The 24,870-nt window shown below is 42.5% G+C and carries 10 protein-coding genes; all 10 read right to left on the reverse strand.

Annotation, left to right across the window (positions count from 1 at the left end):
• Window positions 1-55 precede the first annotated feature (55 nt).
• Window positions 56-607: an RNA polymerase sigma factor gene (locus BACFIN_RS10555; protein WP_007752863.1), complete on the reverse strand. Its 552-nt coding sequence runs from the start codon at window positions 605-607 to the stop codon at window positions 56-58.
• A 176-nt stretch (window positions 608-783) separates the two neighbouring features.
• Window positions 784-3,879 carry a DUF6298 domain-containing protein gene (locus BACFIN_RS10550; RefSeq protein WP_007752865.1) on the reverse strand — a complete coding sequence of 1,032 codons (3,096 nt, stop codon included), beginning with the start codon at window positions 3,877-3,879 and terminating at the stop codon, window positions 784-786.
• Window positions 3,880-3,909: 30 nt separating this feature from the next.
• Window positions 3,910-5,592 (reverse strand): polysaccharide lyase, encoded by a 1,683-nt coding sequence (locus tag BACFIN_RS10545; protein WP_032839574.1) that lies wholly within the window; start codon window positions 5,590-5,592, stop codon window positions 3,910-3,912.
• A 58-nt stretch (window positions 5,593-5,650) separates the two neighbouring features.
• A complete protein-coding gene (locus tag BACFIN_RS10540; protein ID WP_007752869.1) occupies window positions 5,651-10,081 on the reverse strand; it encodes a hybrid sensor histidine kinase/response regulator transcription factor in 4,431 nt (1,476 codons plus the stop codon).
• Window positions 10,082-10,173: 92 nt separating this feature from the next.
• Complete coding sequence (locus tag BACFIN_RS10535; RefSeq protein ID WP_032839575.1) at window positions 10,174-12,813, reverse strand: glycoside hydrolase family 2 protein; 2,640 nt, start codon at window positions 12,811-12,813, stop codon at window positions 10,174-10,176.
• A gap of 52 nt (window positions 12,814-12,865) precedes the next feature.
• On the reverse strand, window positions 12,866-15,217 hold the full coding sequence (locus BACFIN_RS10530; RefSeq protein WP_032839564.1) for a DUF5703 domain-containing protein: 2,352 nt from the start codon (window positions 15,215-15,217) through the stop codon (window positions 12,866-12,868).
• A gap of 52 nt (window positions 15,218-15,269) precedes the next feature.
• The gene (locus BACFIN_RS10525) at window positions 15,270-16,703 is read right to left on the reverse strand and encodes a sialate O-acetylesterase (RefSeq protein WP_032839576.1); all 1,434 of its coding nucleotides are present in this window, start codon (window positions 16,701-16,703) and stop codon (window positions 15,270-15,272) included.
• A gap of 31 nt (window positions 16,704-16,734) precedes the next feature.
• Window positions 16,735-20,001 carry a glycosyl hydrolase gene (locus BACFIN_RS10520; RefSeq protein WP_007752890.1) on the reverse strand — a complete coding sequence of 1,089 codons (3,267 nt, stop codon included), beginning with the start codon at window positions 19,999-20,001 and terminating at the stop codon, window positions 16,735-16,737.
• A 290-nt stretch (window positions 20,002-20,291) separates the two neighbouring features.
• On the reverse strand, window positions 20,292-21,815 hold the full coding sequence (locus BACFIN_RS10515) for a TlpA family protein disulfide reductase (protein ID WP_007752892.1): 1,524 nt from the start codon (window positions 21,813-21,815) through the stop codon (window positions 20,292-20,294).
• Window positions 21,816-21,987: 172 nt separating this feature from the next.
• Window positions 21,988-24,837: a glycoside hydrolase family 2 protein gene (locus BACFIN_RS10510; RefSeq protein WP_007752896.1), complete on the reverse strand. Its 2,850-nt coding sequence runs from the start codon at window positions 24,835-24,837 to the stop codon at window positions 21,988-21,990.
• Between the last annotated feature and the right edge of the window lie 33 nt (window positions 24,838-24,870).

Below are 24,870 nucleotides of genomic sequence, written 5' to 3' on the forward strand. Positions count from 1 at the left end.
AATAGGACGGTGTTATCCTGTATATGTACTCAATAAAGCATTCTTTTTACCATAATTAACTTGCCAAATCACGTAACTTTGTCAATCCGCGATACATCAAGTTGCGTACAGACTGATAATTCATGTTCATAATTTCGCAGATATCTTCATATTTCTTTTCTTCTATATAATATAGAGTGAGTGCTTCGCGCTGGCGGGGGGATAGTTGGTTTAGTAAACGCTTAATAAGGAAAAACTCATTTTTGCGCTGTTCTTTTTCCGCATAATCATTTTCTACATCTGTAGGAGCCAGCATATTGACTTCTTCAATAGCTGTATCGGACATATACATACGTTTACGAAGTTCATCGCACAACTTGTTCTTTAATGAGATGAACATATAGGATTTCAGATTATCAATAGTTCCTAGTTCATCTTTCTTAGTATAAAGCTTCACAAAAACATCATGGATGCAATCTTTCAATAACTCTTTATCCAAAGTTAGCTTTAGCCCATAATTAAAAAGGATATTGATATATAAATCATATAGCTGAGAAAAAGCTGCCATATTCCCCGCTTGAAATGAAGCGAATAAAGTTTCGGTTGAATTATTAGTTTGTCCCATCATAGCATTAATTCGATTGATTTGATGTTGCAAAACTAGGCAGTATCCGTCACAACCTTAGGTAAAATCTGGTTTGTGGATTGAAAAAATAAGTATCATGTTTTATAACACTCTTTTATTAGAATTTACCTATATAAAACAAAAATCCCGTTGAAGATCATTCAACGGGATTTTCTATCTTATAGCTTATGAAACCAATAAATGCCTTCTTTCTTATCTGGTACCTTTAAAGTATATAGTCCTTTTATTTTCAGCGATTTATTTATTGTGTTCACTTCCCCGGAATCAGGGTGAATGTACTTTAATACATATTTTCCGGACGATAAATGAATGGGAATTTCTGTTCCAGACTTGGAATAAATGATATTTCCTGTATCAGATTTTACCAATTTCTTATATTGATCAGTATTGGTCTCTTCCACTTCCATAACTGCCGCATCCTTTAAGAAAGCCTTGTCTTTACACGGAATAACAGGACACGAGCCACTTGCCATGAATACTGCCCATCCCATAGAAGGATAATTTTGCGCATAGAAAGTTACTGCTTTCTGAGGAAACTTCCGGCGGTATTCGCTCACTGCCTTATAAGCTTCATTAAAGGTTATCTTTCCTACTTTCATCTTACGCATATGCTGGCGGGGAGCCATGTTTTTCCCACCTTCCGGCGCAAAGATTCCATCTTTCTTATAATGCCAATAACGAATATCAATAACATCTACCACAGCAGCCCGTTTAGGGTCTGCAAGAATAGCATCCTGCACATCCTTTGTCGTACTCAATGCTACTTTAGCTTTCTTTCCGGTTTCAGCTTCCCACTCGGCTATGACATCCAACCAGAACTGTACGAAGTGCAATGGCCCTGTAAATTCTGCACTTGTCAGTTGAATGACATTCGAATTATCTGAGAAGTTATTGAGACATTGGCGAATGTATTGCCTATGCAACTCGCGGCGTACCGGATGACTGATATCGTAAAACATATCTGCTACGAAAATACGTTTGTCTCCGGCAAATGGAACGGGTTCCGGAAATCCGGTCTCATTGATATTATTACTGCTTCTCCACGGACAGTCCACCCAATGTGCTCCGGCTTCCAGAATATTATGCTGGAAGTAGTTTTCGTGGAATAGAAGCAGTCCATCTTTGCTTCCTTTCTCTGCAAATTCTTTCAAGCGCGACCAGTACCAGGCATTGGGGCGTTTCAAATCATATTTGCTTAAACCTTCCCAAGCTGTTCCCTGACCACTACGTCCGAATGGCTGTTCGTAAAAAGGACCCCATACATCTCCATCCCGGCGGCGGATACGTTCATGGTCATCCCGACGGCGGTCATACCACAGTCCATAGTTCTGGTCAAAAACAAGTATGTTCTTCTGTTTCATGAAGCTGACTACAGAGTCGATACGGTCAGTCAGTCCCAATCCTTCGCGTCCCGGCACAAAGCGGGTGATGGCAGGGCTTGCTTTTTTCAAAAAGTTGGTTTTAAGTTTTCCATTCCACCAAGGAGTTGTATGACTGCCTCCTACAAGCAATACACCATCCATTTGAATACGTCCGTTGACGATACTTATTTCCGGTTGTGTCCGTTGTTTGTTTGAAATAGTCTTTTTCTCTTTAATATCATCGATTGATTTGACTCCTGTTGGCACGACTGAAGGGATAAATTTATTTTCTTCGATCCAATGCTCCAATGTCAAACGAGGATTATAAGCTTCTTTTGCCAATGCCATAGCTACTTCTACGGTAGGGCTACTTGTTGCACTTGTGTTTCTAGGCAGGATACGTGCCCGTTCTGCGCATTCTTTTTGCAGGCGTTCCGTTAATTGGGCATAAAATATACTGCGCGGCTGGACATGATTATTGGACTGTGCCCATTCTCCGTCTCCCGAGAACTGTGCCCAGCAACCATACGCACGATTTTGTGCATCTTTTGCCGGAGTATAACATTCTATTTCTGCAGCGGTACATTGCCAGAACAGACTGTTGCCTGTATTCCAACCGGCTCCATTCTTATCCTGCCCTAAATTTTTAAAAGTGAGATTATGTCCGTCGATATTGACGACATCAAACAGTAAACCACACGCCCAAGCATCAATAGAACCACTGAATCCTAAAGATTGGTACGAATCGCATTGAACGAAAGCATTAGGGCCGGCAGCGCAGAATCCGGCCGCGAAATCGTGAATGCCTTGTTCCGAATAACAACGTTGGAATAAAGTCTGCTGTCCCAATGTGTGGAAAGTACAACGGCGCATCCCTCCTATTTCGGAAACGGGATCTTTCGAAATACAATCCTCGACAGTGATTTTAGAACCGGTCCGTTGAACGATTACAGCGCTTCCTGCAAAATGCCTGAAATTAACTTGCCTTACCCAGCAGTTTTCTGCAGCTTCGATGGAAATCCCTGTCCAACAATGATCCTCGTCTTTCGGATAGTGTTTATCATAATCTGAGACCAATGTCAGATTCTCTACACCGCAGTTTTCAATACGTCCGTTCCATTGGTATGTCATAATGGTAGATACACCGTATTTGGCATCCAATGCCACAGTCAACGGTGCATCTAAGGTAAGCAGGTTACCATTAATATCGCTAACAACCCGGTCCCATGTTAAATCCATATCCCCTTCTTTCCATCCTAAGGCGCTGATTCCTCCTCCAAAGATGTTACAACCTAAAGAAGCAATCCACTCCTTACCGGAAGGACGGGTTACCATAATCCGGTCTCCTTTTTTCAGAGAAGTCCCCAAAGCGACTTCCAACGTTTTTGTATTCACCGGAACATAGTTTGAGAGTACTTGTAATGTATCTTTTATTACCAAGTCGTTTTCTCCTTCCATATAGATAAGAGAACCCCGATCCACTCCTTTCTTTAATAATATTGTACTTTCTTTATCCATTCCCCGTAATACGATTCCGGATGTAGCAATGCGGATACTTCCGGACAGGGAAAACTCGCCTTTATCCAATAACACAGCACCGCGGAAACCTGAAATATCAGGAGGCAAGGAGGCTACATAGTCTATGGCACGTTGAATTCTTGTTGTATTGTCTCCGGGTTTCCAAGATACAAATACGACATTCCGAACGGAGGGAATATCCTGTTCCGAAGCCTGATAACCACACGTTGAGAAATCGAGAATCCTATTTCCCAATTCGTCATTAAGGTAAGTAATCCGGTCGTCTTTTACTTGTAAAGCAAAGGTTTGCGCATGACTCTGCGCAAACCCGATACTTAATAATCCCAAAAGGATAGTTCTTATTTGTATATTCATTACAATAAACTTTATTATCAATTTATTTGGCTAAAACAGACTTTTCCTTTTAGAAAGTGTATCATGATTGTTTTTCAAATCTGTCCAATCCACTTTCTTCTTTGTATCGATACCATTGATATATTTCTCAATGTTAGTATAGCCGTCCCCATTACAATCTTTCACTGCGTCGGAAGGATCGTTCGGATTCAGCCCGTTAGCAACTTCCCAAACATCCGGCATCCCGTCATTATCTGTATCGGCATACGGTTCTCCTTTATATTCGGGAAGTCCGCCTACTTGACGGATGTCTGTAATAATTCCTTGTTTATAAGAGTCTGCCGGTAAACGTCTCTTTACATATGGTGACACAAATTCCGGAGCGTCTTTTACATAAATGGCTTTACCCATTCGTACTGTTTTGATCACACGGGAATCGACTGCATCACGTTTTGGAAAGTTAGCTCCTGCATTGTCCAATACAAAGCTATAGGCTTTTGGAGTATCCATTATAGTGACAGGAGGCATTTTGAATGCTTCGTCCGATTTAATTTGCGGAAGGAACTTTTCTGAGTCTACGCCATCCTTAAGCTGTACACCGCCATCCCAATTGTTCTTTGTCACTTTTGCATTTCCATGAATGATATTTCCGTTGACATAAGCTTTTCCAAAAGATAAAGGACGGTTTTTGTCACGTCCGGCTTCCGGTTTAAGGATACGATATGAGATCGGTTTGTCTAATGGAGTAATGGGGCCCGGTTTGAAGTAATTATTAATCATGTTATAGAAACTTTTATTATCTCCTCCGTCCACAGAACGATTCCACCAATTAAATACGACATTATTAACAAAATTGAAATCTCCGTCCATCCCTACCGAACTGTTACGGCTGATATTGGAAGCAAATAGATTACGGCAGAACATACTGTTATGCCCGCCGATGGTAGCGCCGAAAGCATGATTGTAAGTGTCCAACGCTTCGGAGAATATAGAGTTCTGAATAGTGATATTTACAGTCGGAAGTTTCAGTCCGTGTCCATCTGCACCTCTATTGTATACGTGTCGGTAGATAGACATATTTTCATCCAGTCCCCAACTTGCCGAACAGTGGTCTATCATGATATTCCCGACTGCATTTCCGCCTACCGCATCATCACGAAAGGCAACATCCTGTGCACCACGACGGAAACGCATATGACGGATAACAACATCGTGTGTATCAATCAGAAAAGACTGTCCTGCCACACATATGCCGTCTCCCGGAGCCGTTTGTCCGGCAATGGTCACATACGGTGCACGTACACTGATAGGACTCTTGAGATGTATTACGCCCGATACATTGAAAACGATAATACGTGCCCCCCCCGTTTCACAAGCTTCACGGAATGTTCCGGGACCGGAATCTTCGAGCGATGTGACTACGATTACTTTCCCTCCACGACCACCGGGAGTATACATTCCCCCTCCCTCCGCACCGGGAAAAGCGGGGATATTACTTTTTACCAAATCTTCCGGTTTTGAAGCCCACGGTTTATAGGGACGTCCTTTTTGTGCCTCTTCCAAAACTGTCGGCAGAGCTTTTTCCCATGCTACATTTGATTGATGTTCAAACTCGGCTTCTTGTTTTGCCCCTCTTGCCTTTACAGAGTCCGGAATCACCGGATACTGCGCTGCCACAGGTAATATACAGGCAACCAGCATCCATGCTGATAATACTTTCTTGATGTTGTTCATTCTTTCGAATCTTAATAGGTTTTCTAAAAAGACGATTAAGAAAGCGTTTTGTAACCGGTTATTTCTCTCCTTTCCGCCATTCATTCATATATTCGCGGGGAGTTTGGTTATATTTCTTCCGGAAACATTTACTATAATAGCCGGAATCCTTGAATCCGACAGCAAAAGCAATTTCAGAGACACTTAAATCCGTACTCTTAATCAATTCAATAGATTTGTTCAGACGAATTTCTTTAACCAAATCTACGGGGGCTAACCCGGTTAGGCTCTTCAACTTTTTAAAGAATGCCGAACGACTCAAACCTATACCGGAAGCTATTGTATCTATATTGAAATCACTATCATCCATATTCTCTTCGATCACTTGATGGATTTTCTCGAGGAACTGTACATCTTTCTTTACCAGGTACTGTTCATAACTATCCTCTTCCGTCGTTGTCTGGTTCTCCATTTGCTGCCGGATACGTTCACGGAATAATTTTCGCTCAGACAATAACTGGTCGATTCGTGCCAACAGGTATTCTTTGCTGAATGGTTTAGTTATATAAGCATTGGCACCCAAAGTTATGGCTTTTGTCTTGGCACCTTCATCATTCTTTGCAGTCAGTATTATTACAGGAATATGGCTGATTTGGAAATCTTTACGGATAGACTGTAACATTTCCAACCCGTCCATCTCAGGCATCATCTGATCTGTCACCACAATGTCCGGATGGTAAAGATGGACTTTCTTCAAACCTTCTACTCCATTATTGGCAATATGGATGTTGAATTTGTCTTCTAATTGCAATTTTATCAGTTGACAAAGATCTCTGTTATCTTCTACTAATAACAGGGTCGGTAGTGAAGAGTCTATTTCCGGTTCTTCTTCTGTAGTTTCTACCGAAGAAATATTCGTAACAGCTTCTTCTTCGGAAGCGGTTGGAGCAGTTTCCGTGTCGCTGACATAGAAGTCGACTTCCGACGGACGATAGTGTTCCTTATCCATCAGAAGTTCAACTGTAAATACGGCTCCCTGTCCTTCGGGACTTTCAGCATAAATAGAACCATGATGCAGGTTTACGATTTCTTTAGAAAGTGCCAGACCAATGCCTGTACCTTGATAGTATGGATTCTTAGTATTTTCTCCTTGTGAGAAGCGTTCGAATATTTCAGTCAGCTTACTTTGTGGAATGCCCTCTCCATTATCTTCTACCCGTACGAAACAGCGTTTTCCGTCATCCGTCAATCCGGTAGTGACGTAGATACTTCCACCGGAATGCGTGAACTTAAACGCATTGGATATAATGTTGCGGATGACAATACTTAATTTTTCCTTGTCTGCCCATACCATAATAGATTCGTCCGGTAACTGGAAAGTGAAACTAACTTCATTCTCTTCTGAAAGTACACGGAATTCTTTCTGGAAAGAAGCTATCATTTCATTAAAATCAATCAAAGAAACATGCAAGCGCATCTTGCCATTCTGAATCTTCCGGAAATCCAATATCTGATTCACCAATTGTAACATTTGATTGGTATTCTTCTCCATCAGATCAACATACTGCAATCCTTTCGGGGATAATTTTTCCCGTTCTTTCAGTTCCTGTATAGGTCCTTTTATCAATGTCAAGGGAGTGCGAAGTTCATGGGAAATATTGGTAAAGAACTTAATTTTCATTTCCGATACTTTTTGCTCGATATAGATATCATTCTTCATTTTGATCATGAAGAAAGCCAGGCGCAAACCGAAATAAAGAGCTGCCAATCCAAGTATGACATAAATAATCATTGCCCACCAACTCAGCCACCAGGGTGGAAGAACCGTAACGGCTAAAGTTCGGCTCGAAACAAGTTCGGGATTGGCTTCATCCAGCGTTTCTACACGGAAAGTATAATCACCGGGAGGCACATTAGTATAAGAAGCAATCCGGTTCTTTCCATTATAATGCCATTCTTTTTCATATCCTTCAAGTATGTAACGATAAGATACCCTGTTCTGATTATAAAAATTCAGAGCAGCGAATTCTATTGTGAACATGGACTGGTTGTATTTCAGTTGAATCGCATCGGTATAAATAATGGATTCTTTTAGAATGGGGCAATCCTGAAAACTCCGCAGATCGCGATTGGATACTTTGAAATCGACAATACGTGTATCATAGTCCATGTGTTGTGTTTCCAACTTATCCGGAGAAAATGCCAATATACCTTGTCGTGTACCGAGCCATAAATCTCCGTTTAATGTACGAAGTGTACTTCCCTCTTCCAATTCTACGTTTAGGAAACCGTCATATTTATCATAATTGCGGAACTGTTCGGTAGCTTTATTAAAGCAGGACAAACCGATTTCTGTTGTAAACCAGAGATTTCCGTTTTTATCTTCTACAATTGACTTGACTACGTCATTATTCATTCCTTCACGTATGCCGTATGATTTAAAGATCGGTTCATGCTTTTCTTTATCATATCGAATAAGTTTGTTCAGACCTCCACCAAATACGCTTACCCAGATTTGCGAGTCAGTGTCCTTATATAGCACATAAATATCATTATCAGCGACATTGGATCGTTCGCTGACTTGACGGTAAGTCTCAAATTGTATCTGTTCGGGTGTTGCAAAATGTCCGTCGAAAGACATTAAACCATCCATTGTTCCTACCCATATCCGACCGTCTTCATCTTCTGTCATTGTGCGTACCTCCATATATAGTCCATAAGGAGGATACTGTTTCAGTCCGTTGTATTTATGTTTGAAAACAACTTCTCCGTTTTCTTCGGCAATCAGATTTAATCCTCCTCCCAATAATCCTACCCAAATGCGTTCCTGACTATCTTGGTAAGTAAAGTATACGTCATTATTACTAATGGAGTTTGAATCTTTCGGATCATTCTTGTAACGGGTAAAACGCAGTCCATGAGGTGAGTTCATATCCGGTTCAGCTTTCACCAATCCATTACCTTTGGTAGAGAACCATAGATTTCCGTCTTTATCTTCCATAATATGATAGACTGCTCCCAACAGGTAGTTATGGTCCGAGAAAATCTGCTTCACTTGTCCGTTACGATCAAGACGGTATAGAGCCTGCCATCGGGTTCCTACCCAAATATCTCCGTTTTGTGCCTGATAGAGAGCACGGATTCCTTGATTCCAGGATGTCTGTTTTTCTGTAGAAACTGGAACGGGAGATATATCGGTCAGTAACTGGAATTGTTTTTTGGGGAAATTCACTCGATACACCCCGCTACCGGTAGATGCTAACCAAAGGATTCCATCTTTATCCAATAACAAATGAAAAAAAAGTTGATTGGGAAGATCCTCAGAGAAAGGTTTCATTTGATTGATACGGGTCATTTCCAGCTTATCCCTGTCGAAAAGAAGAATTTCTCCGCCCGGAGTGAGAAAAAACATTCCTTGCTCACCTGCATCCTGCATCTCAAAATTGCCAATGGTATTCTGATTGGGAAAAGTAAAACGATGACTACTTTTATTCAGAGGATCATAATATATCAATGCGTGATTGCCTTCCTGAAACCATATTTTATCATATTTGTCATAGAATATGATGCCACTATCCTCTTGGGGGATTGTAAACGGTAGTTTGGTTAGCTGTTTGTAACCGATGTTGTATTCGTATGCTCCGTCATTGGTAGTTATATACATCAAGCCGGACTCGGTGACCAGTAAACGAGAGATAGCCTGTTTGATCTCCGGTATCTCGTAACGATTCACAACCCCATTTTGAGGATCAATGCTATAGATATGCCCGTTTTGATCTCCCAGCCACAGGAACTTGGAATTATAAGAAGCGCAAGTGAACAATTTGGGATCGGCAGAAACTTTTTTTTGTATAAAATCGGAAGGTTTATCTTTCAAGGCACTTCCTTTTCTAAGAGACAGAATCTGGTAATCCATACCTATCCAATTAATAAATTCAGCAGTTTCACAAAACACATTATGTTTCAAACGCATATCATATACGTTCACATTGGGGCGTGAGTCGTGCAACTGCTTCATTGTAATCTTGCCTGTTTTATCGGTATGTGCACGCAACAAACTTTTATCTTTAGTCAACAGTAGAACGTCTCCGTCTTCTGTCGTTTGAATCTTGATAATCTGAATATTCTCGGAGTATTCTTTTACATCATCATAGACGGCATGAAAAGTTTCATGCTTCTTGTCAAATAAATATAGTTTGCGGTCAATAGTCTTGAGCCATAGAAAACCATTCTTATCTTCTACAATACGCTGAATCTTGCGAGGAGGAATATCTGCAGAATAAAAACCGTCCCGATTATCATACGAACGGAATTTAGCTCCGTCAAAGCTGCATAATCCGTACCATGTGCCAAACCAGACAAATCCATCTGTCCCTTTTAAAGTGCAGTTGACGATGTTATTGGGCAAACCACGTTCAGCCGTATAATGTTCTACAATCATATTTGGATAGGCAAAAGCACATACACCCGCCAACGATAATAATAGTATTAGAATATTCCGTTTTCTCATTTATGATAATAATAGAGGTTTTAATGCTCCCAAAGGTAGTCTTTTTTTTGAAGATAGTGACTGGAATCACTATCTTCTTATTGTTTCTTGTGCTATTTTTCAGTTCCGAATTCGGTCTGTTGGCGTTCTACTTCGTCCAATACTCGTTGGCGTTCTTCTTCGGTGAGCTGTAGCTTTCCTTCCGATTTCCTTTCCGACAAACCGGTTTTCATTGTAGGTGAAGTGATTGTTTGTTCTTTGTAGCAGAAAGGAAATTCGGCCGGGATACTTTCAAACTCCAATTCGGCAGCCATAGGAGCCTGTGTTCCTTCAAATTGTACATGAGCTTTCACTTTAATCTTTCCGGCTTTCCGAGTAGACCGGACCAACAAAGGAGCCGAACCGAATTCTACAGTACGAGGATTGGCGCCAATGGTAGCGTCACCAATAATTTGTCCTTCTCCTTCTACAGTGAACACAATATTTTCTTTTGCCAGACGACGCACATTACCGCTATCATCTGTCACTTCGGCAACTACCACAATGAAATCCGAACCGTCCGCTATCAAATTTACTTTTTGAGTATCTGCATACAAACGAAGTTTGGTAGACCGACGGGAAGGCATTTTCTTTTGTGTACACACCACTTTTCCGTCAATGATACCTTCAGCAACCATATTTACTTTCTGCCAGTTCTTTTGTGTATAGCTATATCCGCGTGCTTCCCAGAAATCCCATACATCTTCGAATATAACAGGTGCATTCGGCATATGCCCTTTGGCATGAATTACAGGCTTAGTCCATGATTTCGTCCCATCATAGATAGAAAGACGCACCGAGTCGCAGTTACTGAATATCACTACATCTTTATCGGAGAACTGTGACATTTCATGAGCAATGAATACCATTGGTCCACATTCTGTCAGCGGATGGTGAAGATTGGCGGGTGATTGACTACGGAACATTTCGTAGGCATATTTCTTTTGTCGGAAAGCATCATATATACCTCCCCAATAAGGATCGGGATGATAACCGCGCTGATGATCGAACGGATGCCATTGTGCTCCACCGATAAACTGACCGGTAGTACGGTACATCTCATCATAACTTTTAGCCAAAGACAGCGCCTGTACGAGCAGCGGACGTTCCCCCCAACTGCGGCTCGCACGGTTATTGTTGTTGTGAGCGTACCAATCGTCTACATTCTCTCCGAATTCACGGGTGAAAATACATTGCTCCGGCCTATCAGTCTTTTCGTCATCTCCCGGCCAACCGTAAACTACGTCATAATGTTCTTTCACACCGGCGGAATGCACATCGGCAGCAGCTACGGGACGTCCCGGATAAGGAAATTCTTCTTTGGTTATTTCGAGTGCTTTCAAGGCAAAGTCGAGCGGATAGCGGGTTTCATTCAGAATAGGTTCCCACATCAAAACAGATGGGTGATTACGGTCACGGCGAATCATTTCGCGGGTGTTTTGATGAACCAATTCTCCGAATTTCACATCCTTGTTCCAATATTGCCATCCCGGAGTAGCTACGATAACAAACATACCGAGTTCATCGCAAGCATCCATAAAAGCAGGATCTTGTGGATAGTGTGCTACCCGGATAATTGTGCAACCGGCATCCCGCAGGCGTTTTGCATCCCGCCATTGCTGAGAATTAGGCAGGGCATTGCCTACGTATGCAAAGTCCTGATGGCGGTTGGCGCCTACTAATTGACCGAAGGGCTTTCCGTTCAGCCAGAAACCATCCTTACCACGAAATTCCGCTTGGCGGATTCCGATACGTGTGATGCCTCCGTCAATGGACTGATTACCTTTTTTAACCCGTGATTGCACTCTATATAAATAAGGTGAATCGGGTGACCACAGTTTAGGGTTCTTTATCTCTATCTGCTGCCGGATCGTTTTCTTTTCTCCGGGTTTTAGGAAAAGCTTGCCGGAAGCTCGTCTGATAACCTTTCCATCAGTATCTGTCAGAGCCGTTTCCACAGTAACGGTTTCGGAATGCTGATCCTTATTTTGTAGTTCCGTATTTACATAAACTTGTGCGCTCTTTTCACTGATCTTGTCGAAATGAACAAAAACTCCACCACCTGCAATAGTTTGGGACTCTATTGCGTCAGTAATGGATACCGGTGATTTAGCTATCATCCATACATCACGGTAGATACCGCCATGATAGGCAAAATCCAACGTATATTGGGGCTTGCCGGGAGGAAAGGATTTATCATTGCTATTGTCTACAAAAACGGCAAGCAGACAAGAGTCTCCTGCCTGTACACCATTGGCTGTCAAATCCAAAGTAAAAGGAAGATAACCGCCAATATGTTCTTGAATACGCTTTCCGTTTAAGTAAAGGATTTGCTTTCCCATCGCTGCCTCAAAGTGGAGCAGGACCTGTTTTCCTTTGGTTTCCGCAGGAAGTACGAAATGCTTGCGATACCAGGCAGGGCCTTGATAGTTACGACAGCCGCTAGCTTCGGCAGGCATTAACTCTACTGTATGAGGGGTGGAAACAATTGTCCAGGAACAATCGTCGAAATCAACGGATTCGGCTCCACAAATGTCCCCCTTGAAAAATCTCCATCCCGGATTGAAGTTATACACTTGTCGTCCGCTACCGGGGAGCTGAATGAATCCGGCAACTGATGTTTCGGGGCGGTAAGTTTCTATTGTCCACCCTTTCTCTATCAGTGAGAATAACAATAGAAAAGCTGATAAAATTAAAAACAGTCTTTTATTCATAATACTTTTATTTATGGCTTCTTTCATTTCATAATATAGGGATGTAGACTTTTTAAATCATTATTATTATGTCCTTTTTCCGGCTTTCGGGAAGAACTTTCAAGTCTGTAACTTTTCCGTCTTTCAAGGTTGCTTCTACTGTCGTTTCACCTGGTGCATGAAGTTTGAAATGTATATCCCATTCTTTAGACCATGCGGGAAAAAGGAGTATTTGCTCACCATTCGTCTGCAATAACATTTCTTGAAGTCCTATCATACCGCTACCTCCCCAATTGTGATCGGGTGTCCAGTCATATCCCGGTCCCCAAAAAGCAGGAAAACGATGTGGTCCGTTTGACAGTTTGGCGAGGGTCAACCTCTTGGCTTCTTCGGTCAATCCCAGACAAGCTGCCCAAATGTTATCTTGTTTCCACCCGACATGAGAACGGAATTTGATTGCTTCCGGATCATAGAAATAAGTATTACGGGCCAATTCAAGATTTTCTTTTCCTACTCCGTAGATGCGCCAGGGAAATACAGGATACAATTGCGGAGTTTCTACATTATTGATTCGTTCCCAGCTTACAGCAGGAGAAATCGTTTGCTTCAGTTCGGGTGAAGCTGTGGGATTCAAGGAATCCTTGATTTCTATGTACCGCAATGGAATCGGAGGAATCGTTTTCAGCATTTCATCTTTCTTCCCATAATTTTCCAATACAGTCCGCAAAGCGGCAATTGTACTGCTGGCATTGTTAGTCATCTTATATGTTTCACAGGCAGAGCCCGGAAACAGGACAAGCTGTCCGTTACCATCCAGCGCTTTCCGTCCTCGACGGGAAGCAAGTTGGCGATAATGTTCGTCAAAGAATGTCAGCGAGCTTTCAATTAAAGGCAGATATGGAGTAATGTCTGCATTTGCATAATTCTTGGTTTCCAATATCATTTGACAGAATTCCAGTATAGTATCCCACTCATACTCCAGCCATGCATTATATTCCACTCCTTTGTCAAACCATTCCGGACGTTTGAAGCCATACTCCGCAGGATTAGGCAAACCATAGTTCTCTATTTGCTCACAGAAACATGCTCCATTGTGTTGCCAATATACTTGGGTACGGAGTTCTGCATTTTTTAGCATTCGGTTGTAGAAATCGAATTGGGAAGACATCATATCGAAGTCTCCGCTTTTCAACATCGGCCAGTATACAAGTCGCTGATTCTGTGCGGTCATTGTACCTCCTCCCCATTTGCGGTAATCAGGAGTGAACGCCTGTTTTTCGTCTATATGACAGGGATCAAAGGTAAATAATCCACCATTGAATTTGGTCGGGACACTACCGTAAGCATTGCAACCTAGCATATAGCGGAAAAGAGTGTAGTTTCGGGTAATTTCTTTTATATCGCTATCATTTTTGTTTTCTGTATCTCCAATAGGTTCGATAAAGCTACGTTGCCAAAAGGCATTCCACCACAGGCGAGTTTGTTTTTTATCCTGTGATACAATTTTTGACGAAATCTTTCCTTGTGGGGCTATTCTTTGCAGATTGATTTGCAAGTCTTGTTCCCATTGTTCTACTGTTGCCGTCTGTTCTGTGTGCAGGACGATACAGAACTGCTCCTTCCGGGAAACTTTTGAGGAGCGAAAGTTCCAGGCACGGTAGTCTGTACCGGCATAGATATTATCTGTTGTACCTGTATATTCCAGATTATCCCCGAAAAGATAGCCACCAAAAGTCAGATGCTTTAAAGGATTCATCATTTGAGATTTGACATTTTCCATTCCTTGTTGCGCTACGACAATGTCAAAAACTGTTTGTTCGGGATTGCGGTGATAGAATAAAAGCAAGTTTTCTTTTTTTGTCATTCCTGGTAGTTCCCTTTTGGAAGATAAAGAAACAAAGTCGGCAGTGGTAACAGCTCCTTTCGGGGGTGCCCATTTGTAAGAGCATTGTTGCCCCTCTCCTTTTCTGATCATTCGTTCCTTATACCGCCAGTTCTCATAAGAGACTTCTGTCCGCAAAGGTTGTGCGTTGGTGATTTCCACATGGACTACCGGATGATAGACATCTGCCCACAACTGTATCTGTGTGCCTCCTGCCGATACTTCTACATACCCGTCTTTCAATTTCAGTTCCTGTCGGAAATCTTTTGCATCTTTGAATGGACTAGGAAACAGACGAATCCTAAAACGTCCTTGTTTCAGTTGGCAGTTATTCTCGTCGAATGTACCGCTACGACTCAGATAGAATAGTATATCACCTTCCTCTACCCATATATTCATGCCGATATCACCACCACCGCAGGGCATGGATTCGGAGGAATTCCGACTGGGAGTGTTCCAAATGACATTAGCATGCTGACTCCAAAGAGCTGACACGCTAACAAATACGAATAAAAGAACAAAAATGTGACGTAAATAATTCATAAATTTATCACTTCATTAGTTTGTTTCGCTCACCACAGTGTGGTGAGCAGGATCACCAATTGTCCGAACGGAAAGATCCCAAAGGCAGTCCGTCACAATAAACATCTCCTTCTACATAATTCTTGAATCCGTAACGAACGGCTACCGGATGCGGGACATGCTCGCTTTTCACAAGTATCTTGCTGCGTTCAATCCATGCTTTGGCAGGATAGAATACTCTGTCTTCACCGGCTACTTCAAAGTTCTTCGATTCAAAGCAATTCTTGCCGCTAATCCACATTTTTGCCCGTTCAAAGCTCACAATGACCGTATCATTCTTTATTTCCATACTCTTATAATATGGACTTTCACCGTTCACCCCTTCTATTCCGTAGGTCTTTGTCAGCGCCAGCAGTGCCAGCCGCTCTCCTGCTATTTGTTTCTTGGCGGGATGAATCCCTTTCTCCATGCCTGCATCCAGCAATACCGCCATGCCACTGTTAGGCACACGATGTTCTACTTTTGCCTGCGCCTCCCGAAGATAAGCAGAATTTATCACTTCTTTTCCTTTTTCCGTAATAATTCCATAATCATAGGGAGCTATCTGACAATAATAGAAAGGAAAATCGCCTTGTTTCCATTCGGCACGCCATCCGTTAATCAAGGTAGTAAACATATCCGCATACGTGTGCGCGCGATTCCAGTTATCTTCTCCCTGATACCAGATAACCCCTTTCATCGTCATGCCAATCAAGGGATGCAACATGCCGTTGTAGAGGACAGTCGGCGTCCGGTTTTTCGATTTGATATCCGCTTCGGACTGGGGTATCTTTGCGTCGGGGAACGCTTTCAGCCAGTCGGCTGTCATCCATGCCTCGCAAGCCGAACCGCCCCAAGCGGCGACCACCAATCCCACAGGAACATCCAGTATTTCATTGATTAATCTGCCGAAATAATAAGCTGTCGCACTGAAATCGCGGACATTCGCCGGTGTGGCTTCTTTCCATGTGCCGGCTACGTCCGTTTGCGGAGTGAAGGTAGAAGTACGTTTTACCGTAAACAAACGAATATTCGGATTCTTGCTACGAAGAATATCCATGTTGGCATTCTCTACAGGCTGATTCTTGAATCCTTTCATGGGCATTTCCATATTGCTTTGTCCGGAACATAGCCACAATTCGCCTATCAAGATATTATTTAATGTTTTTTTGCTTCCATCGTTGAAAGTAATGGAATAAGGACCTCCTGCTTCGGGAGTGGAAACAGAAAGTTTCCATGCGCCGTTCTTGTCCGCTGTTGCCACATATTGTTTTCCATTCCATCCGGTAGTAACCGTTATTTTCTTATTAGGGGTGGCCGTCCCCCAAAGATTCGCTTTTGTCTGTTGCTGCATCACCATCCCATCGGAGAATATAGCGGGCAGCTTTACTTCTGCATGTGCGCATAAGCAAACAGCCAACATAAAGCTAGCCAGCCATGTGCCTTTTTTAATTACTGAACTTCTCATCATTCTATTTATATAAGTTTTCAAGTCTATCCTAATTTTCTATTGTCAATATGCCCAGTAAACCTGCCGGAAGCAAAGTATCTTCTTTTTTTCGGTATTTGGCATTTGTCCAGATACCGTCATACGGTGCTTTTCCTTCGTCCACTCCTTTCAGCGCATTCGCCCATGTATTGGTGACTTCTATCTCCAGTTCGTTCGTTCCTTTTTTCAAAGCGGACGTAATGTCTGCTCGATACGGAGCCGTCCAGACAGTCCCGCAATCTATTCCGTTTACACGAACCGTAGCCAGATTGCAGACTTTCCCCAGGTTCAGATACACGGGTTGTCCTTTCTTGAGTTTATCCTTCCAGCGGAAAGTGGCCTTATAAACGGCTGTTCCCGAATAATAGCGGATCTGCTCGTCTTCTTCTTTACTCCAATCGAAAAGATCTTTCCTGACCACAGTCTTTCCCGTAGCCAGAAATGTTACGGTATATTCTTCTGTTTCCAATGTCCTATTCAACGGTTCTCTCTTATCTGTCGATGTCCTCTCTTTATCAGCAGCTTCTTCTGTCGGAAAGACAATGAATACGGATTCATTCGGAGCCAACGTCAGCGTAACCTCTGTCCGGTTGTCGTGGATGCGATAAGAAGGATGAGTATTCATTTCCCCCGTTACTGGATTCCAGCATTCGGGCTTTCTTCCATTAATACGCATACTTGCCGTAAACGTACGTGTTTCTTCTCGCTGATTGGCAACGAAATAAATATCACCGAGTTCGCCACTCCGATGCATCCAAGCGACATCTTCCGGCACAATCATATCCCGTTCCAGTCCGTATGCCGAGAAATCTTCTTCTGTATAAGGAAGAGCAGGTACAATGACTCCCGCGGCTTTTAATTCATCCATCTTTTTCCGCACTGCCGGAGAAAGCACCGGCTCCGGATTCATAGGGCGTGAAAGCGGCAGGACGACCACCTTATAACCCATTCCCTCCGCCAACTTCATTCTGCCATTCTCCGCCTTTGCCAAACGGAGTAACGCATCCTTATTAAAACTGTCGTAAGCATATCCACGAAGCGGATTCACCCATTTTTCGGGATCAGCCATATTAGCGGAATGAGTGACGCCTACCGGACGCACACGCAAAGGTTGACCTTCATTCGCCAAACGAATACGTTCACTTTCTACCCGTTCCGTACCGAAAAGTCCCGGAAGTGAGGAAACCAACCGCTCCGGCAATACGGAACGTCGGGGAACCTCTTCTCCAGTAAACACAGCAATATCCGTTACCGGATGACCATATTGTAACAACGACTGGCAACGGGTAGCATATTCGGAAAATGCTTTTGCTCCTTTATCCCACCAAGTCTGGTTACGTTGAAAGAAAAGTCCGATACCATCCAAAGTCATGCCCGGCTGACGGTCCAGCCAAGGATTATGTACGTAGACATGATAGAAAAGTCGGTTGATACCTAGCGCATAGTTACGGTCCAGCAATGTTTTCAACATAGCAGGATATTCGTCCCATGTTCCACGCACTTCGGTGAATCCTTCCGCCTGAATAATATTCTTTCCATAGATATGCGCTCCGCTGATGGCATCGAGCATATCATTCGGTTTGTCATGAGTGGGACTGTTCAACCAGAACTCTCCCATAGGAAGATCTACTTTCTGATAATGCAGTAGACCATCGCTTACCATCGTCGGAGCTACACATTCTGCCGAGAACTGGCAATCATATTCTTTGGCACAATCAGACAACACCTGATAGAATACATCCACTACCAGTTCAGCGATAGTCGTACGGACATCTCTCAGAATCTCTTCGCTACGTCCGGCACTCTCCATCGGAATGCCTGCCAACAAAGGCAAATAAGGTAGCAGGTCATACCCGCGACGTGTACGGAACTCCTTTGCAAAACTATCACTCCAATTCTGACTGCCACACTCCCAACTATCTACGTGCATGTATTTCAGTACCCGACGTGCCACCTCCGGATGAGTCTTTACAAAAGCCTGTGCAAACCAGTTGTCAAACTGTTTCCGGACGGTCCGAGGATTGAGCTTATCACATTCCAGTCCTTTTCCTCCGCCGCCTGTTGCATTGGTATGCCCGGTAGCCGTATGTCCCATGCGTAGTAATTTCCATTTTCCCTTGGGGAGAGTGGCAGTCAATGTTTTTCCATTCAAATGACCGGTATATTGCTCTGTCAGATTAATGACTTGTGAAAGTGAATAGCAATCCTGTTTCCCGACTTCCTCTTCTTTAGTAGCTTGAGCGACACGCCATACTAGTCCGGCTTTTCCTTCCCATTGGTTCAGACGGGCTTCCCGGTGCAGGCGTAATTCTTTTATTTTCAGATTGGGCTTCCATTTGGCAGCATCCATATCTTCACTTCCCGGTTCGCTCCCTTCAGGAGTCCAGTAGAAACGGAAGAAACGGGCGGTAGTCGGAGGAATACTATGAGTTGAATTCTCATCCGTATTCTGCCATCCCTGACGGGCAGGGACCAACTGCTTAACCAAACGATAATTCACTCCGTCGTCACTGGCCATTACTTTCAAGCGGTGTGCCTGATAATTATTACCATTTAAAACGATTTCGATGTTCCGGCAAGTGAAAGGTTGTCCGTATTCATACTGGATATAGAATGGATAGGATGAACGGATCACTCCTGCCGCGTCCATATTCACTGTTTGAGCAGCTTTTACGTTTCCTGTCGTAGCTAGGTTGACACAGGTGATTTTTGTCGGCATCTCATCCGCTGCGTCTTCTACCGGCAAAGCGAATAATGCAATATCGTCATAATAATTTTCATAGGCTTCCGGTTGTGGCAGACGAATAGCCATCAGCTTTCCTCCGTTTACAATCGTATCGCTCCAAACCACTTTCTGCATAGATTCTTCAGGAGTAATCCAGGGACCTCCCGCCAATGCGAAACCATCACAGATGTGCATTCCCAATTTCAGCCCCAAACGATCTGCTTCTTCCATACTGAAACGTACCATCTCCCACCATTCGGGAGTTAGCTGCTGCGCCTTGCCATCGTATTGGGCGCCTTCATGAATACCTTTAATCGGCATCAGATAAGTACCTCCCAATCCAGCATGTTTCATTGCCTCCAAATCTGCTGTAATCCCTTCTTTAGACACGGCACCATACATCCAATACCAAAAGGTCCAGGGTTTTGCTTCGTCTGACGGATTTTGAAATTGCTCCCTAAGTGAGCGTGTTTGTTGTGCATCGGCAGGGCATACGGCTGTCCATGCTAATAGAGAAAGTGCAAATATTCGTTGTTTCAGTCGATTTTTCATTCCAATCTATATTTTTACAATAAAGAAGACGAAAAAAGGTCTGTTTTGTACTCACTATTAATATAATTTCGTGACTTATTGAAAACAGTCCCAACACTTCCCTATTGCACACCAAATATTTGACGAAGATGCAATATGGAAAGAATCAATGTGTTGATAGATAGTTCTTGAACTATCCTAAATTAATTCAACACAGCAACATATATTAATATATGATAAATCAGAAGTATTTGATGTTTTTTGTGTGGGTTGTTATACTTTTTCTTGTTTGCCTTATTTCTCTTACAACATTATTTGCTGTCCTTTACGGCTTCCTCAATTCGAGATACAAATTGCGGATTACTGGGACGTGCTGTAGTTCCGAAATCTACAATTTGCCCTTTTCTATTAATCAACAGATAATAGGGCATTCTATCTATTTTCCATTGTTTGCGAATTTTCTGTAAGTTATCTTTCCCAAAATAATCAGATGCATAAATACATTCAATTCCCCGGTTTTTCAATGAATACTCATTCAGGCACTCTTCCCATTCTTCCTTGGGTTCACTTACACATATGGAATATATGACCAGGTCTTTGGTGGAATACTTACTTCGCAATTGTTTCAAAGGTTCCATTTCTGCCAGGCATGGTGGACACCACCTAGCCCAAAAATCGAAATAGATCACTTTCCCGTGATGCTTCTCAAGTATATTATAGATGGGTTCCATGTGAGGCATAGATGTTTTTAGCTTTAAGTTTTCGTGAAACTCACCATATAATAAATTATTGGAAACTGGTTGCGGATTTTCCAGGTAAGATTTAGTCTGATTATATATCTGCATCACTTGTGCACGCAAATGCGGCATTTTTACGATCGAATCAAACTGTGTATGCCTCGTTGTCAAAGCAAGTGTGTCATTAGCACCCAAAGAGCCAACTGTCATTTTGGTATATATATACTGGTTCAGTTCATTCTCTCCAACTGCCGACATTATCTCTTCTACAGATGGAGTTTTTTTATCTTTGTAAGTTATTCCATAAGCTATATAGCGTTCTACCTCATCGGCAATATCATATAAACGTGCCGAAAGAATCCCTTTATTATAAAGCTTATTGATTGCAGGCAGAAGTTTATGATACCGGTCCATTTCTTTTTTTGTTTTAAACTGGCATTGATTACCATAAGATAACAAAGCGTAATAATAGTCCTGTTTCAGTAACTCTTCAGTAAATAACGTAACATCTTCCATTGGCTTATACTTCGTCAGATATTCATTTCTCCGCTCCAAACGAAAATCATATTCCTTCTTTAATTCAGCCTCAAAATTTTTAATATTCAAATTCGGGTTTATACTATAATTCTGTATGTAATAGTAGGCGCTTTCTGTAAATGCCAGTATTTCTTGATTCAACTTTTCTGCATCACCTGTTACTTTGGGATGAAAAAGATCTTTGAAGTCTATTTCCACGTGTATGCTATCTCCCGGGTGGATATACAAATGTTCTGCATAATTGCGAATGGAAACTTCTCTTAATTTTGCATAAACCGGAAAGCGGAATGAAAATGAGCCATCTTCTTGTATGGGGGTACGATATTGATTTTCCATTTTCCAAAAAAATGGAATGATGAGAGTTAATTCCTTTTCTTGAGGATAAAAATCCCGGTTCAACACTTTTCCTGTGATAACAGCCTCTTTAATATATTCTTTCGCTAACGGATAACTTTCTTCTGTCTGTACAGATGATTCGAATTGAAATTTTGCCCGGTCTTTTTGCCCGCATCCGGCTAATAACAATGAGGTTATTATCAGAAAGGAATAATAGTGTTTCATCGTGCTTGAATATTAGAAAATTCGTACCCCCCCAATAAATAAGAATTCTTGCCTCCAAATATAGAAAATTTATTTTATGGAAAAGAATTTTGTAGCCATTTTCATTCCCGAACTTCAAAAGATTAAATAAAAAAGGTACCCAACGCAATGTGGATACCTTTATATGATTCATTTACATAAACCGGAAAATGACTCGTCCGGTTTGTGGCCCATTTACCCATTTGGGTTGTGAAGAGGGACCACACAAATCGGTGGAGTTTACTTTATTACGTACCGGAGGAATCACGTTCAGGACAGAGATTCCGCTTTCGGGAAGAGTATAAAGCAAACGGTCGCGGCCATCACGAGGCTGATATACTCCTATATACGTGTCGGGAGTTTCGTTTGTTAGACTGATAGTGCCTTCTTTCGTTTGGATATTCATCCAGGAAACATTACCAAAGTATCCTTTGAATTCGGGATATGTGAAAGTCTCACCCGGAATAGGATCGTTATAGTCGTTTTCCCATATATCGTATTGTGTACCGTGAATACGGTTTTGCCATACACGGTAAGGTCCGGCACCCAGCCAGCGTTTGCTGATTACCTGATCTTCAGGATAGTCGAAACGAATACCCATCAAGTCTACGACACCGGAGAAATTGTAGGTGTAGTCCAAAGCCAAATCCCCACTCGGGTTGATTGTCCATTGAGCTTTATCCAAATTACCCAGTTTATAATTGGCGGTAACAATCAGATCACCTCCATCTTGTTTTACGTCCAGTTTCGTAAATACGGCAGCATCAGGGAATTCGCTATATGTACGGTCTTTTTCTTTTGCTTTCTCATCATCATGGTTATAGAACTGATCCAATGAGCGGTCTGCACGACGGGCTCCAATGAAACGGGGGCCATTGGCGAAACTAATCTTACGGTTATCTACAGATACCCCTTTCAGTTGTCCGTCTTTCTTTGAGAAGATGAATGTACGCTTATTCGCTTTCACAGTAAGATCATTTTCTGTCTCTGTATAAGTAGGACGACTGGACAAGGGAGAAAGCTGTTCTGTCTGCTGATTCAGTTTGTTGACCGGGAAAGTCCAGCGCCAAAGTTCATGGCCGTATGGATCGATTGCTGTCAGGAAGAGGGCGTCTGCATTGGGGAGGATATTTGTTTTTATATCCAAAATGCCTGCCGAGTGAGCAACCACGTCACTGCCTTGCACTTCACCTTCTTTCAGTACTTGAACAGCGGCATTGGAAGCATCTGTTGCCAACGGGAATTTTACTTGCTTCCAAAGGAAACGGCAAGTATTCAGATTCAGATAATCGTAACGGTTTTCTACGGAGAATTTGCCATCAAATTGCTTGTCGATAGAAGTATTTATGATTTGTACCGGACTCCATAACTGCTTGATTGTGTAGTAGCTACCCTCCTTTTCGTGATGTGGCCCTACAATACCGTCTGCTCCAAAGTTTCCCTGGTTATCAATGAATCCGTCCATATCTACACGCTTCACACCTTCGTCTGCCAATACCCAAAGGAAGCCACCGATACAACGGGGATGCTTGCGCATCATTTCCCAATAATCGTATAATCCGGCACCATGGCCGCCATCGTACAAACCATGCAAGAATTCCGTAGGCATAAAGATTTCCGGTAAGCGCATGTAGTTCTGGCTTTCTCCGTAAGAACGGTAATGCATAGTTTCAAAACCGGAGAAATTACCTTGCGGGTGAATAACCGGACGTTTCTGGGGATCGTATTTATGAAACTCTCCATCCAATTCGGCATTCCATCCTTTTTCATTACCATTACTCCACCAAATAATAGACGGATGATTCACGTCACGTTCTATCATGCCTTCAATCAGACGCACTCCGGTGGGGGTATCATACTTGCCATGCCAGCCTCCCAATTCGTCCATCACATAAAGTCCGAGAGAATCACAGGCTTCCAAAAATTCCGGGTCAGCCGGATAATGGCTCAAACGGACAGAATTCATATTCATGCTTTTCATCAAAAGAACATCTTCTATATTCTTCTCTTTACTCAACGTACGGCCACTTTCAGGACGGAAACTATGGCGATTGACACCACGTACATTGATACGTACTCCGTTTATATAAAGTCCGTCGCTTTCGCGTACTTCAATCGTGCGGAAACCAAAATTTTCCGTTTCACTATGCAAAACCTTACCAGCCTTATCCAATAGAGAGAATTGCGCTTTATAAAGATTCGGAGTTTCCGCTGTCCATAATGCGGGATTAGATACATTCAGTTGCAGGGAAGTCCAGTCGCCTCCAGCTTTTACGGGTACGGTGGTTTCCGTTATCTTTTTCCCTTTTTTATCTAAAATCTGTGTACGGATGCTCATTCCGTTATTAGAGATATTTGTGTAGCAGTTGGCACGGAAAGTTCCATCCATCTTTGCGTCAATGGCAATGTGCCGCAGGTTTACGGCTGGTTTCACCTCCAAGAACACCGGACGGAAGATACCGCCGAAATTCCAATAATCAGCACGACGTTCGGCAAGGTTCACACTGGCATTTTCACTCTCTTTGGCAACAGTGACTTCCAGTAAATTCTTTTTGCCATATTTCAGGAAATCCGTGACGTTGTACGAAAAACGATAGAAGGCTCCCTGATGTTTGGAACCAACTTTACGTCCGTTCACTTTTACTTCTGTATCTGTCATTGAAGCTTCAAATACAAGACTGACCTGTTTGCCGCGAAACTTTTCCGGGACTTCAAATTCGTACTTATACATACCTTTTTCATCAGCAACACCTTCAGGAAATGGTTTTCCATAGAAAGTGATCCCATACTGATAAGTGCCGAAGCCTTGCAATTCCCAACAGGAAGGTACACCAATTTTCGTCCATTTGCCGGAATTGCGTCCGTTGGTACAAAAGAAGTCCCATTCAACCATATCGTCGCATCCGTGACCGGAGAGATATTGCCTTTCCGTTTGTGGAAGGTTTTGAGCAGCCAGGGTAGTTGCCAACGCTAAGGTCGATAATAAAGTGGTTACTTTTTTCATTGTTACTTTTATAATAGTGTTAGTTATTTATTG

The organism is Bacteroides finegoldii DSM 17565 (assembly GCF_000156195.1).
Lineage (GTDB): Bacteria > Bacteroidota > Bacteroidia > Bacteroidales > Bacteroidaceae > Bacteroides > Bacteroides finegoldii.